General features: G+C 64.9%; 12 protein-coding genes and 1 CRISPR repeat array. Of the genes, 10 read left to right on the plus strand and 2 right to left on the minus strand.

The genetic code is table 11. The annotated features are described in order from the left end of the window. The first annotated feature begins 120 nt into the window (after positions 1-120). A CRISPR array of direct repeats spans positions 121-758; the repeat unit is 28 nt; unit sequence GTGCTCTCCACGCATGTGGAGGTGGTCC. A gap of 1,023 nt (positions 759-1,781) precedes the next feature. Continuing rightward, a complete protein-coding gene (locus tag AC07FN_RS32015; RefSeq protein ID WP_478399036.1) occupies positions 1,782-2,039 on the minus strand; it encodes a hypothetical protein in 258 nt (85 codons plus the stop codon). On the opposite strand from AC07FN_RS32015, the gene AC07FN_RS32020 reads away from it, so the two are divergent. From AC07FN_RS32020 to AC07FN_RS32030, 3 genes are all read left to right on the plus strand, one after another. Next, the gene (locus AC07FN_RS32020; protein WP_478399031.1) at positions 2,040-2,603 is read left to right on the plus strand and encodes a tyrosine-type recombinase/integrase; all 564 of its coding nucleotides are present in this window, start codon (positions 2,040-2,042) and stop codon (positions 2,601-2,603) included. 299 nt (positions 2,604-2,902) lie between these two features. Next, positions 2,903-3,286 (plus strand): hypothetical protein, encoded by a 384-nt coding sequence (locus AC07FN_RS32025; RefSeq protein WP_478398964.1) that lies wholly within the window; start codon positions 2,903-2,905, stop codon positions 3,284-3,286. Further along, positions 3,283-4,347 carry a tyrosine-type recombinase/integrase gene (locus AC07FN_RS32030; protein WP_478398965.1) on the plus strand — a complete coding sequence of 355 codons (1,065 nt, stop codon included), beginning with the start codon at positions 3,283-3,285 and terminating at the stop codon, positions 4,345-4,347. The genes AC07FN_RS32025 and AC07FN_RS32030 overlap by 4 nt, the downstream gene beginning before the upstream one ends. A 336-nt stretch (positions 4,348-4,683) precedes the next feature. Here the strand turns inward: AC07FN_RS32030 and AC07FN_RS32035 are convergent, their stop codons facing one another. Further along, entirely contained in the window at positions 4,684-5,469 is a 786-nt protein-coding gene (locus AC07FN_RS32035; protein ID WP_478398966.1) for a tyrosine-type recombinase/integrase, read from the minus strand. A 2,183-nt stretch (positions 5,470-7,652) separates the two neighbouring features. On the opposite strand from AC07FN_RS32035, the gene AC07FN_RS32040 reads away from it, so the two are divergent. The 7 genes from AC07FN_RS32040 to AC07FN_RS32070 all read left to right on the plus strand — a co-directional run bounded on the left by AC07FN_RS32040 (position 7,653) and on the right by AC07FN_RS32070 (position 15,094). After that, complete coding sequence (locus tag AC07FN_RS32040; RefSeq protein WP_478398967.1) at positions 7,653-8,537, plus strand: hypothetical protein; 885 nt, start codon at positions 7,653-7,655, stop codon at positions 8,535-8,537. Positions 8,538-8,712: 175 nt separating this feature from the next. Continuing rightward, entirely contained in the window at positions 8,713-9,003 is a 291-nt protein-coding gene (locus AC07FN_RS32045) for a pilin (RefSeq protein ID WP_478398968.1), read from the plus strand. A gap of 332 nt (positions 9,004-9,335) precedes the next feature. Beyond that, positions 9,336-10,043, plus strand: coding sequence for a TrbL/VirB6 family protein (locus AC07FN_RS32050; RefSeq protein WP_478399032.1), 708 nt, complete (start codon positions 9,336-9,338; stop codon positions 10,041-10,043). A gap of 952 nt (positions 10,044-10,995) precedes the next feature. After that, entirely contained in the window at positions 10,996-12,024 is a 1,029-nt protein-coding gene (locus AC07FN_RS32055) for a PrgI family protein (RefSeq protein ID WP_478398969.1), read from the plus strand. Beyond that, positions 12,024-13,868, plus strand: a complete 1,845-nt coding sequence (locus AC07FN_RS32060; protein WP_478398970.1) for a VirB4 family type IV secretion system protein — start codon at positions 12,024-12,026, stop codon at positions 13,866-13,868. Before AC07FN_RS32055 ends, AC07FN_RS32060 begins: the two co-directional genes overlap by 1 nt. A 25-nt stretch (positions 13,869-13,893) precedes the next feature. Further along, on the plus strand, positions 13,894-14,157 hold the full coding sequence (locus AC07FN_RS32065) for a hypothetical protein (protein WP_478398971.1): 264 nt from the start codon (positions 13,894-13,896) through the stop codon (positions 14,155-14,157). Positions 14,158-14,260: 103 nt separating this feature from the next. Then, a complete protein-coding gene (locus AC07FN_RS32070) occupies positions 14,261-15,094 on the plus strand; it encodes a GP88 family protein (RefSeq protein ID WP_478398972.1) in 834 nt (277 codons plus the stop codon). Positions 15,095-15,130: the final 36 nt, after the last annotated feature.

Genomic DNA, 15,130 nt, shown 5'->3' on the forward strand with positions numbered 1-15,130 from the left:
GCCGGCACAACCGAAGAATAAACACCAACCCACCAGGCACAAGGGGGTCAACATTCACATGCCGGAAAGGGGTCATGATCCAGCCGCCGTTGACAAGCGCGGCGCGAAAGCGTGGGGTGCGTGCTCTCCACGCATGTGGAGGTGGTCCGAACTTCGAGCAGGGGCAGAAACTGTTCCTCATGTGCTCTCCACGCATGTGGAGGTGGTCCAGAGGTGGGCTATGTCCCCGTGGTTGTGGCTCGGTGCTCTCCACGCATGTGGAGGTGGTCCGCTGATCGTCGGCGGCTTGCCCAGCTTCATGCTGTGCTCTCCACGCATGTGGAGGTGGTCCGTCCCTCTACGTCAAACACGGCGCATACCAAGAGTGCTCTCCACGCATGTGGAGGTGGTCCGCGGTGAGGGCTCGCGCAGCACCAGGGGACGTCGTGCTCTCCACGCATGTGGAGGTGGTCCGGAGACCCAGCCGTGACCAGCCCCCGCAAGCGGGTGCTCTCCACGCATGTGGAGGTGGTCCAGCTGGAATCCGGACCAGAAACGGTTGCGCAACGTGCTCTCCACGCATGTGGAGGTGGTCCGGACGAGGAAGTTACCGAGTTCAAGGTCTACGCGTGCTCTCCACGCATGTGGAGGTGATCCGCTCACGACGGCGCCGCTGCGCTCGATGAAGCCGTGCTCTCCACGCACGTGGAGGTGGTCCGCCGGTGAGCTCCATCCCGTTTTCGAGCAGGGCGCGCTCTCCACGCACGTGGGCGTGGCCCGCCAGCGAACGGCTCGAGCTGCAGGTCCGGATGGCGCTCTCCACGCAGCTGCGCGGCCGCCGACGTTGGTCGTGGCGGCCGGCGAGAGCATCGACGCGCCTGTCCGGGGGCTTGCGCGGATTTGTGCCCAACAACGGGACACGCAATTGAACAAAACGGACACATCTCAACCGTTCCCAAACAGCCACTGCTCTCGCTATTAAGGACATGAACTACCTCCACGCACCAGGAACTGCATCACCGCCCAAACCGGAGGCAGTCATGTCCTTCATCGCCGGTGACGTCTCATCGCACACCCAAGACCCCGAATTCTCGAAGAAAAGGGCGCATGTAGCTGACGCGATAATCGCCGCCGTCATCCCAGCGCGCACGCGAAGCGTGTACCACCACGCACCACCCCCGCCTATGCCAGAATTGGGACAACTACCCCGGGATGTCTCGATGGTGTACGCCATGGGTAGCGTGGACAGATCAGGACGGGTATCCGACCGTTCCGTCGCTTGCACACTGGGGTGGTCATCCGGAGATCGACTCGCTGTCCATGTGATATCTGGCGTCGTCGTCTTCCGTCGCGATCTCGATTCTGGATCGCTTACGCTCGCTGGCAGATCTTACATCACCCTTCCGGCGCCCGTACGAGCTCTGTGTGGAATAAACAATGGAGACCGCGTCCTACTGGCCGGAGCCATACAAATCGGCGTACTACTCGTCCATCCAATGTCCACTTTGGACGACATGATGCTGAAGTATCACACCGAGCCGCCGGAGACGGAATGATCAATGGATCCGAAAGAGCTGGACGGCAGCACGAGAGATGGTCGTCTCGAGATTGACGCGGTTCATGTCCTGCTGGAGAAACTGGGTATGCGCCCAGTTGACTTACTCGATCACAGCGCGACGCGCACATCCTTCCCCACTTTCGGGGATTACGTACCCAAGATTGCCGAATCGGCAACTCCAGGGGCCCGCAGGGTTTACACCCCATACTGGACCCGGATCGTCGACCGCTGGGGTGCTCGCCGACTAGACGAGCCTTCGCCTTCTGAGATCCGCCAGTTCGCCGGACAGATAAGAGCGCAGGCGGTAACGCGACGCAACAGCAGAGGTGGCCGTAGCGCCGAAGAACACTTCATCGGCGCGATGCGTTGCATTTACGCCCACGCGGTCGCCGACAGGCTGATTACAAAAGACGCCGACCCGGCAAGGCTTGTGCCAAAGCCCCGCCGCCTGCCAAGTACTCGACGAGCCGTACCAGATAGTCGCTTGGCTGAGATCAGCCACGTGGTCGCCACAACAGGCAACGACCCGACCCTAGACTCGCTCCTCCTCAGACTCCACGTCGAATCCGCATGCCGGCGTGGAGGAGCACTCGCCTTACGCCCGAGAGACCTAGACCAAGAACAGTGCTTGATCCTCCTCCGCGAGAAAGGCGGAACTGTTCGGTGGCAACCGGTCTCACCGACCCTGATGGCCCACCTAACAGCTCACGCTGATCAACGTGGAACCCAAGATCCGGATGCGCAACTGCTGAGGTACGCCAACGGAAGGCCAATCACAACCCGGCGCTACGACTACCTCTGGAACCGGGTGGGACGGCATCTACCTTGGTCCGCGACCCAGCAGATCAGCATCCACTGGATCCGGCACACGACCTTGAAATGGGTCGAGCGCAACTTCGGCTTCGCCGTAGCGCGAGCTTATGCAGGACACACCGACCGCGGGCACGAGCCTTCGGCCACGACGACCTACGTCCGTGCCGATCTCGACGAGGTTGCGACTGCACTAGCCGCACTGACAGGCGAACCACATCCGTTGGCGGACCAGGCCGACGCCGAGGGCCAGTAGCCAGCGGATGCGCCACCTGCTAACGTTCTCGGTGTGATTTCCCTGAATAAGGGGAATTTCACGCGCGTGGGGGTTCAAGTCCCCCCTCGGACACCAGTGGGTGGGATCCCTCCCACAAGAATACGAGTTGTTTTTCAGCCGACAAGATGGTGTGGCGCAGTGCGCCCACCGTCTTCTCGTGCTTTATGGCCAGCTCCTCCCGGTCGGGGGTGGTGGCCGTGGCTGAGGCATTCGTGCCCGCCGTCGTTCCCCGATCGATGCCCCGGGCCTCGCAGTCGGAGAACAGTGTCCGCAGAGCGATGTCGATCACATGTTTGGCGGCGTTGCCCGGTGAGACGACCATGCTCTACCGGATCGCCGCTGTCGATGAACGAGGACGGGTCGCGGAGCGGTCGGTGATCCATGCACTGGGCTGGGGTCCGGGTGAGCGGCTGCAGTTCGGCCTGATCTCGAACACCGCCATCGCCGTGCAGCCGGACTCTGGAGGGGTGTTCAGTCTCGCCCGGCGAAGTCACCTCCCGATCCCGGTCACCGCGCGACGGTGGTGCGGCCTGCAGACAGGTGATCGCGTACTGCTGGCCGCGGCGCCCGGTCACGCCGTGCTCGTGATCTACACGATGAGTGCCCTCGACACGATGGTCATGGCGTTCCGTGCCTCCGCGGGCGGAGGTGCGGCGTCATGAGCACCAGTGGCGAAGAACGCCCGGGAGCGGCCGAAGTGGAGGCCGCGAGGTTGGTGCTGGAGCGGATGGGAGTCACACCGGCGGATCTGCTCGGCGCCGCCGAACGCGGGACGCCGGCGCCGACGTTCGCCGAGTACATCCCGAAGGTGTCGGCGGCGGTCTCCCCCGGCACCCGCCGCGTCTACTCCTCCTACTGGAACCGGATCGAGAAGCACTGGGGGCAGCGGCGACTGGACGAACCCACGGCGTTGGAGATCAAGCAACTGGCCGAGCACATCCGGACCCATGCGCTCCCCCGCCGCAACGCCCGCGGCGGCCGCAGCTCCGCAGAGCACTTGATCGCGGCAATGCGTTGCCTCTACAACCACGCTGTCGCCGACGAAATCATCGCCGAGTCCGACAATCCCGCACGCAGGGTCCCCAAGCCCCGGCGACTGCCCAGCACCCGGCGAGGCCTGCCTGATTCAGGCCTGGAAGAGATCAACCAGGTCGCGGCCAGCACCGGTAACGACCCGGCATTGGACACCCTCCTGCTGCGACTGCACACCGAGACCGCCTGCCGCCGAGGCGGCGCACTGGCGTTGAGGCCGCAGGACCTTGACCCGGAGCAATGCCTGATCTCACTGCTGGAAAAGGGCGACACGGTGCGCTGGCAGCCCGTATCCCCCACGCTGATGCGCCACCTCCAAGCACACGCCGAAGAGCGAGGCGCGGCCGCCGAAGGCGGGCAACTGCTGCGGTACCGCACCGGCCGACCGATCACGCGCCGACGCTACGACCACCTGTGGACTCGACTCGGCAAACACCTACCGTGGGTAGCCACTCAGCAGATCAGCATCCACTGGCTGAGGCACACCACGCTGACCTGGGTGGAACGCAACTTCAGCTATGCGGTCGCCCGGGCCTTCGCCGGCCACACCGACAGCGGCGGAGACACAGGCACGACGACGACCTACGTGCGGGCCAATCTTGAGGAGATCGCCGCCGCACTCGCAGCACTCACCGGCGAACCCCATCCCTTGGCACCCGCTATGCCGCCAGCCCGGCGAGGAGATACGTGACGGCCCTCCACAGCGTCGCCCTGACAAATCAGCCCCAGGTTTCCACGACAGTCCGAACAAGAACCATGTGACACCTCGATCAGCCAAGCTGACAGGACCCGTGCCGTACCACATGGTTCGGCAGCGAATTTGCTGTACACAGCCCTGTGGCCTCTGCTCTGCGGCAGAGGCCACAGGTGGGCGGGCGTCGGCGGCGCGAGTACAGCCATGACAGCGCTGGCTCACTCCAAACGGGGTTAATTTCAATTAACACTGAAAATATTAATCTACATGAATCATGCATCCTTGTGCGTCGCCGCATCAGCCCGTCTCGCAAGGAAGCGGCTACGTTCAGCATCACTCAGAAGCTGCGAGTGGGTGTTCCTCGCCCGTCAGGGCTGCTAGTGCGGTAGCGACCTCGATGATGTCCGCGCGGATGTAGGTGGCGGTCACTCCGGCATTGCTGCTGTCGTTGTGCCCGGCATAGGCGCGGGCGACGGCGTAGCTGAAGTTTCGTTCGACCCATGTGAGCGTGGTGTGGCGAAGCCAGTGGATGCTGACTTGCTGGGTTTGGGCCCATGCCAGGTGCTTACGCATCCGTGACCAGAGGTGGTCGTAGCGGCGGGCGGTGATCGGCTTCCCGCCGCGATAGCGCAGCAACTGCGCGCTGGGGTCTCCGGCGCCGCGCTGGTCGGCGTGTTCCTGCAGATATCGCATTAGGGTTGGCGACACCGGTTGCCATCGCTGTGTGTCTCCCTTTTCTTGTAGAAGGATCAGACATTGGTCGTGGTCGAGATCCGCAGGGCGTAGCGCGAGGGCTCCGCCTCGCCTGCAGGCTGTCTCGGTATGCAGTCGCAGCAGAAGACAATCGAGTGCGGGATCATTTCCGGTCCGCGCGGCTACGTGGTTTAGCTCGCGCAACTGGGAATCAGTCAGCCCACGCCGCGTGCTGGGAAGGCGTCGCGGCTTTGACACCCGCACTGCGGGGTTATCCTCTTCGTTCATCAGCTCATCGGCGATCGCATGGTTGTAGACACATCGCAATGCCGAGATCAGGTGCTCCGCAGCGCTCCGTCCGCCTCGCCCATTGCGTCGGACGACAGCGTGTTTTCTGGTCTGTTCAGCGAGTTCCTTGACGTCCATCGCCGTTGGCTCATCCAAGCGGCGCTCGCCCCACGCCTCCACTATCCGATTCCAGTACGCACCGTAAACCCGGCGTGTGCCCGTCCTTACGACGGCAGCCACTTTTGGTACGTAGTCCGCGAATTTTGGTGCCGGCCCAGCTTGTGGCGCATCGGTAAGTAGGTCCGCCGGGCTCACCCCGATACGCGACAAGAGCAACCGTGCGGCATCGATCTCGGGTTTCCCCGCAGGCGTCGCTTCCCTTTGAGAGTTGGCGGCTCTCATCTCTGATCCCTCAGAGACAACGCCGCGTGATAAGCGAGCACCATTTCGTCCAACACCGCCATCGTGTGCACGACCAAGACACCCCATGCAGGTGCCGCGGCAAGCAAAACCCGATCCCCTGGCATCACGCCGCACCATCGGCGCACGGAAAGCGGCAGCTGCACGTGACCTCTCCGCGTCAGTTTGAATGCTCCGTACTGGTTCCGACGGAAGACCACGACTCCCGCCACTGTCGCAACCTCGACTCGGTCAGCGGGCATCCATCCCAGCACATTCATGAGAGAGGATTCGGCCATCCGACCACGATGATCCACCGAGACGATCCGGTAGTGCATCGACTCGTCTCGCGGTAGGGCCACTTCTTCAGTTAGTGGGAGCGATCGCTTCTCAGTGTCTCGGCCTGCCCTTCGTCCGACAGGGATTAGTGCCCCTACAACCTGGTCGGCGACAGCCTCGACTTCACAGCCGCTCCCCTGCTGCCTATCCGTTCCTGGTACGACTCGCAGAGAACGCATTCTGGAGGTCATCGCTCTAGCCCTCCGTTGACTCCATGCTTATCCGAGGCACAACGGGAGCTGCTGATCTTGCGGAACACGTAGGCGGTGGTTTGGGTACGGCGACCACCGCGGCGTGCGATAGGGCAGCGAGCCTGACCTGTGAGCGGGCGGTCGAGGGTCGGAAGTTGGTGGACCAGGTTCAGACGCTCGGTCAGAGCCAAGCCGGCGGTGGCAGCAGCGCGACAGAGGGCACCCGAACGAGTAAGAGAGTTTCGGCACCGAGCACTACTGTGTGTGATTGCGATCAAGGCTCCGTCGTCGGTCAACATCGCCGTGTAAACCGGCAGGGCCTTCGGGTACGTGGGGTGATCCGCACAGCCCGTGATGATCAACGTGAAGCGAGTCGAGTGCAGCCCCGCGGCGGGACTCAGGGCGCTTTCATCGGTCCGGTTCGCGGCGGCGTCGGTCCGGATTCCGGGCGCCGGCCCGGGTTCGGACTCGGAGCAGCTGCAGCGACTCAGAGCGTCAGAAATTGAACGGCAGTCGGGGCCATCGTGCAGCGCGCGGTGGGAATCGGTGGTCGCACCGCGGCCGAGTCGCAGCACGGCCTCGACGAGTCGGTCCCGTCGGTCACAGGCGGCTTGGGCGGCGGCCTTGTCAGGGATTCGGGCGTCGGCGAGCAAGATCCGATCGCCAGGCTCGGTGTAGGCGGTGGTGATCGTGCGGACGACAGCAGTCACGATCGCGTCGCCCTCGGAGGCAGGGCTGACGGGGCAGATTCGAACAGTGGCCGAGACCAGCTTTCCCATACACCCTCGTTCGTCGCGAGTGGCGCCGTGAGGCGGCTCGGGACGCGGGGGCGGCGCTGAGGGTTCGGGACGCAGCGCAGTGTGCGTAGTCGAGATCGGGCGCGAAGACATCGAGGACTCCCGTGAACGTCGTGCATTCGATGGGACGCCTCTGAAGTCCTCAAAAAGAGCCCATCTTCGCCGCAGGCACCATAAATGTTCTCGTACTGGCGGCCCAGAACAGGCGGCGCCTCTCAGTAATCGTCGCCTGCGCGCAGCACTTTTCCCTTATCGAGCGCCACAGAGGACTACACGGATCCCTTTATGGCCAACGGCCCGACCGTCACCGAGTCCAGTTCAAGATCGCCTCAAAACCCATCAAGATCTTTTCCCTTGTTTCCCTTCGCGACGACACCAAGAAGGCAGCAACGAAACAAAAACTGACTAACATCACAGCTCAGAGGCACAATTTCCAACCGCAAACTTGGTCGCACCAGAAGCATAATCTCGATCTTCATGCTCCAGAACAAGAAGATCACCTTAAGCGTTTAGTAGTACGTGGGCGTGCGCTGCACTGTTCCGCGCCTGGCTTTCTCGACGGCGCCATGAAACGTCGTTTGAGAGGAGCCCGGCAATGGCTCAGGTATCGGTTTCTAGGCGCGGCGAGTGGCCGAGGAATCCGTTTGATGCGGCGCGGGAGGCATTCGCGTGGTTGACCGCTGGAGGCCATCCGGTGGCGGTGGATGGCCGCCTGTTCGACCACCTGCCCAATCGTGAGATCCCCGTCGACGAACTCCGCGATCTGTTGTTGAAGCCAGGTTGCCCGCGTCGGGTGTGGGACCAGGTGTGGAGTCACGTGATCAACCGAGCCCGGAGCGAGGGGGCGACGTGGACGATCGTGGCGGTGGGACTGGCATTGCCGATGCTGACCCCGATCGCGGCCCGGTTGACCGACCGGTACGCCGACGACCCGGCTGACATCCACTCGGAGGTGCTGCGCGGGTTTCTCGACGCGTTGCGGGCGGTGGATCTGTGGGAGGGCCGGATCGCAATCCGGCTGCGGTGGGCGGCCTATCGCGCCGGGCATCGCGCCCTGATCGCGGCGATGGATGCCCCCACCCCAGCTGCGCCGGCGTTCCGGTCGTGCGTACCGAAGCCGCCGTCGGGCCATCCGGACTTGGTCTTGGCCCGAGCAGTGGAGGCGGGCGTCTTGACCAGGACCGAAGCCGATCTGATCGGTGGCACCCGCCTGGAGGGCGTTCCGCTGACGGACTGGCCCCGGCCGTCCGGTCTGACCTACAAGACGCTGGCCAAGCACCGGCGCCAGGCCGAACACCGACTTGCCGCCTGGCTGGCCGAGCGCCCGGTCGAGACCCCGGATAACGGCGCTATGGCCACATCACGGCTGTCCCCCGAGCCACCGGACGAGTTCAGCAATCAGTCACGCACGGTAGCGAAGAAAGTCGACGATGGCGAGGCGAATCCGACGCCGAAATCCGGACTTCAGGGCTGCGGGTGATCCCTGTTCACCCCGCCCGCTCCTCGCCCGCTGATCACGCCCGGAGGTTTCGCTCATGTTCCGACGTCACCCTCGCCAGCCCTCTCCGACAGGACAGCCGACCGCCACTTCGCCACGCGGCCGGAGATGGGCACGACTGCTCCTGGTCACGGAGCTCGCCGCAGCGCTCGGGCTGATGGCCGTCGCCGTGGCTACGGCGGATCCCCAGATCCTGGCTCAGGCACCTGCCCCGTCGATCGATGTTGTCCTGAACAACGCCAGGAACTGGATCATGGGCGTTCTCGCTGGGCTGGCGACGCTTTTCCTCACCGTGGGTGGGGTCCGCTATCTGATGGCTGGTGGCAACGCGGGCGAGGTGGAGAAGGCCAAGCAAGCGTTCAAGAGCGCTGGGATCGGCTATGGGCTGGCGGTGTTGGCGCCGGTGGTGGTCGAGATCTTCAAATCGATCCTGGCCCCGCCAAAATGACCACCCCACCTTCGCGGGCCTGGCGCGCCGGGGTGTGGCGCGTGGTCCTCGCCGCGGCCGTGGCGGCGATCGCAGGATTCAGTGTCGCCGGCACGGCCCTAGCGGAACCCACGCCTGCGCCGGCGCCTCCGTCTGTCGAACCCATACCGATGCCACTCCCGGTTCCTTCGGAATCCGGATGCGCGCCGGGCCAGCCACAGCCTCCGGCCTGTTTCCTGCCGACAACGCCTCCCAGCAGTTCCGCTGCACCGGCACCACCGCCAGCACCGAATCCGACGCCAGCTCCCGAGCCAGCGACTGAGGCCTCAGAGAGCTCGTGGATCGCGGAGTTCCTGACGGGGTGGATTCGGGATTTCTTCGCCGATGTCGCGCGTTCCGCGCTCAATGGGGTTCTGGGGATGCTGGCCGATTCCCTGCTCTCGACCCCGCAGTTTGATCAGCTTCCCGTGATGGGCCAATTGTGGGGCAGTTCCCGCAACATCATGATCGCTGCCTATGCACTGGCGACCACGATTGCCGGGCTCGTGGCCGTGTCCTATCAAACGCTGCAGGCGCGAAGTTCCGTCAAGGAAATTCTGCCGCGGCTCGTGATCGGGTTTGTGGCCGCGAATCTGTCGCTGTTTCTCGGCGGGAAGGCGATCGAGTTCGCCAACGCACTGTCCCAGGCTTTCCTGGGAGATCAAACCGGAGCAGAAGAAGCGTCCCGCGTGTTCGTGGACACGTTGCTCGGCAAGGCGCCGGACGAAGGAGACGACTTCTCCCCCTACGGCGATCTGTATGTCGTTTTCACCGTTCTGGCGCTCGTGGTCATGATTATCGCGGTGCTGCTGACCTACGTGGTCCGGATTGCGTTGACCGTAGTCCTGCTAGCCTCGGCTCCGCTGGTGCTGATGTGCCATGCCTTGCCGCAAACCGAGTCCATTGCGTTCTGGTGGTGGCGCGTCTTCGGTGCGATTCTCGTCGTCCAGGTCGCGCAATCTCTCACCTTCATCGCCGCGCTGAAGATCTTCTACCTGCCCGGCGGAATCACCATCTTCTAGCCCACCCCACGCCAAGGGGATGCCCCATGGTTCCTTTCCTGACCGCACTAGCCTTGTGCTACATCCTCGTCAAAATCCCGTTCTGGGTCCTCGGGGCCGTCCGCGGAGGCGGCGGCAAGTCCTTCATCGGAGGCCTCATCCGGGCATTCATTGCCTACAAGACCTTCGGGCTGATCCGGGGACGCCTCGGCCCAGCAGGAAAAGGCCTCCGGAAAGCCTCGAGTGCCTCCACCGACCCGTATGAACCGGCGAAGGCCGCTGCCGGTGGCCAATACATGCTGCCGTTGAACGTGAAACGCCAACGCCGCGCCTCAGCATCACACCAACCGACCTCATCGAAACCGAAGAGGACGCTACTCCGCCAGACCCAGCAGGGCCGACAGCTGACGTTTCCGCTCGATGGGGAATGGCCGGAGAACAAACCCCGACTCGGCCGGGACGGGCAATACCACCTCCCCTTGAACGTGCAACGCCAGCCCGCCCCGAAACGCCCCACATCGCCACCGACGTCTCCGAATCCACCACGTCCCCGGCCTCGAACCGAGCAATTGCGGTTCCCGCTTGATGGCCAGTGGCCGGAAAGTAGACCCGTCCTCGGCCGGGATGGGCAGTACCGCCTGCCGATCGACGTCCAGCGCGTCCCGCGGCCGGCCACTCCCTCGCCGCCGAAGCCGCCGATTCCGTTGCCGCGTCCCGTGGTCCGGCAGCTCAAGCTGCCCGCCGATGGGGAGTGGCCGGAGAACAAGCCCCGGATCGGCTCCGATGGGCAGTACCAGTTGCCGCTGCAGGTCCAGCGCGTCCGTCGCCCCGCTGCGCCTCCACCGGGCCCGCAACCGGCACCGCCTGCTTCCCCGCCGAGATCAAGGCAAGGCCGGCAGCTGTCGCTGCCGCTGGACCTACCGAAGGTCACTCCCCCACGTCCGAGCACCCGCCGTCGAGGAGGTGAACAGCAATGACGCGCAGCGTGCGCATACCTGCTGATGTCGAGCGAGAGGACCGCATACTCGCCGGACTCACGTTCCGGCAGCTCGCCGTCATGGCCGTCACCGGCCTGGTGCTCTACGGCGGCTGGCACGCCACCCGCGCGGTAGTCCCGGTGATGATCTACCTGATCATTGCCGCGCCGATCGCCGCCGTAGTCGCGCTGCTGGTGGTGGTGCAGCGCGACGGGCTCACCTTGGACCGCCTGCTTGTGCCGGCGCTGCGCCAACGCCTCGCTCCCCGCCGCCGAGTGGCGGCGTCCGAGAACGCGGCCGAACCGCCCGAGTGGCTGGCTGGATTCGCCGACAAGGCCAACAAGGCTCCAGCGGGAGGATTTGAACTACCCGCCACCGCGGTCAGCGAGGCCGGGCTGATCGACCTCGGCCGCGATGGGCTGGCACTGGTCGCGGTGTGCTCGGCGGTCAACTTCGCATTGCGCACCCCGGCCGAGCAGGAAGCACTCGCAGCGGGTTTCGGCCGCTATCTGCACAGCCTCACCGCTGGGGTGCAAATCCTCGTACGTGCTCAAAGGCTTGACCTCACCAGCCACATCGACGATCTCCGTCGCCGTGCGGCGAGCCTGCCCTACCCGGCGCTGGAGGACGCTGCGCTCGATCACGCCGACTTCCTGCACCTGCTGGGTGAGCAGGCCGAACTCCTGCGCCGGCAGATCCTGCTGGTCATCCGCGAACCCGTGCGTGGCGCATCACCGGATCCCCGACGCCCTCGTCGGCACCGCCCGGAGGATCGGGCGCCCTCGTCCGGGGCGCGCAGCGCGGCGGCCTCCCGCCTGGTGCGGCGCATGCACGAAGCTACCGAACTCCTCGCATCCGCCGGAATCGAGGTCACTCCGCTGGATACCGGGCAGGCCACGGTCGTGCTCGCCGCCGCCGCCAACCCCGACAGCCCCGCACCGCCCACGCCTGAGATGGCCGACGCCCGCGAGGTCATCACCACCAGCTCGTACTGGAAACCCGGTTATGAGGAGGACTCGATCTGATGCGCACCAAGCACCGCCATCGCCCGGCGCAGTCGTCGGCCAGCGGGTTCACGCCGGACGCCATCGAGATCGGCGCGCGGCATCTGCAGATCGGCAGCGACTGGGTGGCGAGCTTCGCCGTCACCGGCTACCCCCGCGAGGTCCACCCTGGTTGGCTGCAGCCCCTGCTGACATACCCCGGCCGGCTGGATGTATCCCTGCACATCGAACCGATCGACCCACACGTGGCCGCCGACCGGCTCCGCAAGCAACTCGGCAAGCTGGAATCCGGCCGCCATACCGATGCCGCTCATGGGCGCCTAGCCGATCCGCAAGTCGAGGCAGCCACCGAGGACGCCTACGAGCTTTCCGATCGCCTCGCCCGGGGCGAAGGCCGCCTGTTCCGATTCGGGCTCTACCTCACCATCCACGCAAGCTCCGAAGACGAACTCATCGAAGAGACCAGCGCCGTGCGTGCCCTGGCTGCCAGCCTGCTACTGGACGCCAAACCGACGACCTACCGGTCTCTGCAGGGTTGGGTGACCGCGCTGCCGATGGGCCTGGACCAAATCGGCATGACCCGCACCTTCGACACCGCCGCCCTGTCAGCCGCTTTCCCCTTCACCAGCCCCGACTTGCCCCCGCCTGACGTTACGTCGTCGTCGGCTGCCAGTGGTGTGCTCTACGGCTACAACCTCGGCAGTCAAGGATTGGTGCACTGGGATCGGTTCGCCTGTGAGAACTACAACTCGGTCATCCTCGGCCGCTCCGGTGCCGGCAAGTCCTACCTCGTCAAGCTCGAAGCACTCCGCAGCCTCTATCGCGGTGTCGAGGTCGCCATCATCGACCCCGAAGACGAATACGCTCGCCTCGCCGGCGCCGTCGGCGGAACCTACTTCCCCCTCGGCGCCGAAGGAATCCGGCTCAACCCGCTCGACCTGCCGATCCATACCCGTGCCGACGGGCGTCGCTCCGCACCCGGCGACGCGCTGACCCGCCGCAGCCTGTCCTGCCACACCCTGCTTGCTGTCCTGTTCGGACAACAGCTGACCGCCGGTGAACGGGCAATCCTTGATCAGGCTGTCTCCGCGACCTACCGGGCGGCAGGGATCACCGACGACGCCCGCACCTGGACACGCCAAGCGCCACTGCTCTCTGACCTGCACACCGCCCTCGCCGCACACCACGACGAGATCGCCCGGGATCTCGCTGCTCGCCTGCACCCGTTCACTGCGGGCGCCTTCTCAGAGCTGTTCGACGGCCCCACCACGGCTCCTCCCGAAGGGCACCTGCTGGTGTTCTCCCTACGTCACCTACCCGACGAGCTCAAGCCCGCCGGCACCCTGCTGACCCTGGACACCGCGTGGCGCCGTACGTCTCATCCCTCTATCCGTCACCCCAGGCTGTGTGTCGTCGACGAAGCCTGGATGCTCATGCAGCAGCCGGCGGGCGCGGAGTTCTTGTGGCGCATGGCGAAATCCGCCCGCAAGCACTGGGCCGGGCTCACCGTGGCCACCCAGGATGTCGGCGATGTGCTCGGCTCGGATCTCGGCAAAGCGGTGATCGCCAACGCCGCCACCCAGATCCTGCTCCGCCAGGCACCGCAATCCATCGACGACATCGTGCGCGCCTTCGCGCTGTCGGAAGGGGAAAGGCAGTTCCTGCTCTCGGCCGGAACCGGGCAGGGTCTGCTCTCGGCCGGGACGCAACGTGTCGCCTTCCACGCCCTCGCCTCCGACAACGAACACCAGCTGATCACCACAGATCCCGCCGAACTGGCCGCCATCGCCCACGACGAGCCGCCCGACGATGACGGCCTTACCACTGCTGCCGGGGCACACCACGACATCGTTCTCGACGACTAGACCAGAAAGAAAGGAGGCAAGGCACGTGCACACCCTCCTCGCCATCGTGGCTTTCTTCCTCGGCGGTGTGATTGCCATCGGCGCACGCAAGATAGCCAACGCCCGCGCGATACGACTTCGACGCCGCCACAACGCGGACTACGCCCGACTCGTCACGGTGCACCTCAACGGCCTCACCACCACGGTCGTCAACCTCGATCACTACCGACGCCAGCGCCAGCACCATCGCACACACCTCACCCCCTACGAGGCGGACAGCCAGCTCGAATCCGGCGACGATCCCGCATAGCCGGCCATACACGTAACCGTTCCGAACAGTCCACTACGGACACTTTCAACTTCGCAACCTCGAGAAGTATCCGATCATCTCGATTTCCTGCGGAGGTATTCCTATGCCTTCTTCCGTCAGTGCTGATCATTCGAACTCCATGCCTCTGCCTCCCGAGCGTCCGCGGCGATTGCTCACCCAGAACAGAGAGATGCGAGCGATCGGGGCGTGGAACTGGACATTGCCCGCCTGGGCCGGGCGGCTGCCGGACGGCCGTACCTTCAACACCTGTCCCTCGGCAGGGGTGTGCCGCCAGGTCTGCTACGCCCGTCACGGCACCTACCTCTGGCCGGTGGTGCGAGCCAAGCACCAGGCCAACCTGCAATTCGTCCTCGACGATCTGCCCGGGTGGGAGCAAGCCATGCTCACCGAGCTGGCAGCGCCGCGGTTCCAGGGCGGCTGGATCCGGATACACGACTCGGGCGACTTCTTCACCGACGAATACCTGGCGGCGTGGTTGCGCATCGTGCGCCAAAAGTCAGAGGTGAACTTCTACTGCTACACCAAAGAAGTCGCACGCTTCCGCCGTCTTGTCGAGCCGGACCCACCTGCGAACTTCTTGTGGGTGTACTCCTACGGGGGCACGCAAGACTCCGCACTGACCGCCTCTGACCGCGTGGCCGATGTGTTCCCCGACGAGGCGTCCATCGCAGCAGCGGGGTGGTCGTCGCAGGAAGCCTCGGACTTGCTGGCCGTGCTGGGCCCCAAGCTGGTGGGGGTGCCGGCCAATCGCATCCCGCATTTCCTGCGCCGGTTGCAGGGCCGCCGGTTCTCCCAGTGGCAAGCCGAAGTCGACGCCGAGCGACAGGCCCGCCGCGCTGTGCGGGTGCGCTCGATCACCAGCGCACCACCCGCGGGGCGGCGAGCCCGTCCTGAGTCCGGTTCGCAGGCTGCCTGATCTGCCGTCACGACTCAGTTCTTGAGCGAGGAGGCC

The sequence above is a fragment of the Saccharopolyspora sp. NPDC045941 genome (assembly GCF_056431445.1).

Bases quoted from the DNA above. Each gene is read 5' to 3' on its own strand.
- AC07FN_RS32025 (WP_478398964.1), top strand. From the start codon at position 2,903: ATGTCGATCACATGTTTGGCGGCGTTGCCCGGTGAGACGACCATGCTC.
- AC07FN_RS32030 (WP_478398965.1), top strand. From the start codon at position 3,283: ATGAGCACCAGTGGCGAAGAACGCCCGGGAGCGGCCGAAGTGGAGGCC.
- AC07FN_RS32035 (WP_478398966.1), bottom strand. From the start codon at position 5,469: ATGGACGTCAAGGAACTCGCTGAACAGACCAGAAAACACGCTGTCGTC.
- AC07FN_RS32040 (WP_478398967.1), top strand. From the start codon at position 7,653: ATGGCTCAGGTATCGGTTTCTAGGCGCGGCGAGTGGCCGAGGAATCCG.
- AC07FN_RS32045 (WP_478398968.1), top strand. From the start codon at position 8,713: ATGGCCGTCGCCGTGGCTACGGCGGATCCCCAGATCCTGGCTCAGGCA.
- AC07FN_RS32055 (WP_478398969.1), top strand. From the start codon at position 10,996: ATGACGCGCAGCGTGCGCATACCTGCTGATGTCGAGCGAGAGGACCGC.
- AC07FN_RS32060 (WP_478398970.1), top strand. From the start codon at position 12,024: ATGCGCACCAAGCACCGCCATCGCCCGGCGCAGTCGTCGGCCAGCGGG.
- AC07FN_RS32070 (WP_478398972.1), top strand. From the start codon at position 14,261: ATGCCTTCTTCCGTCAGTGCTGATCATTCGAACTCCATGCCTCTGCCT.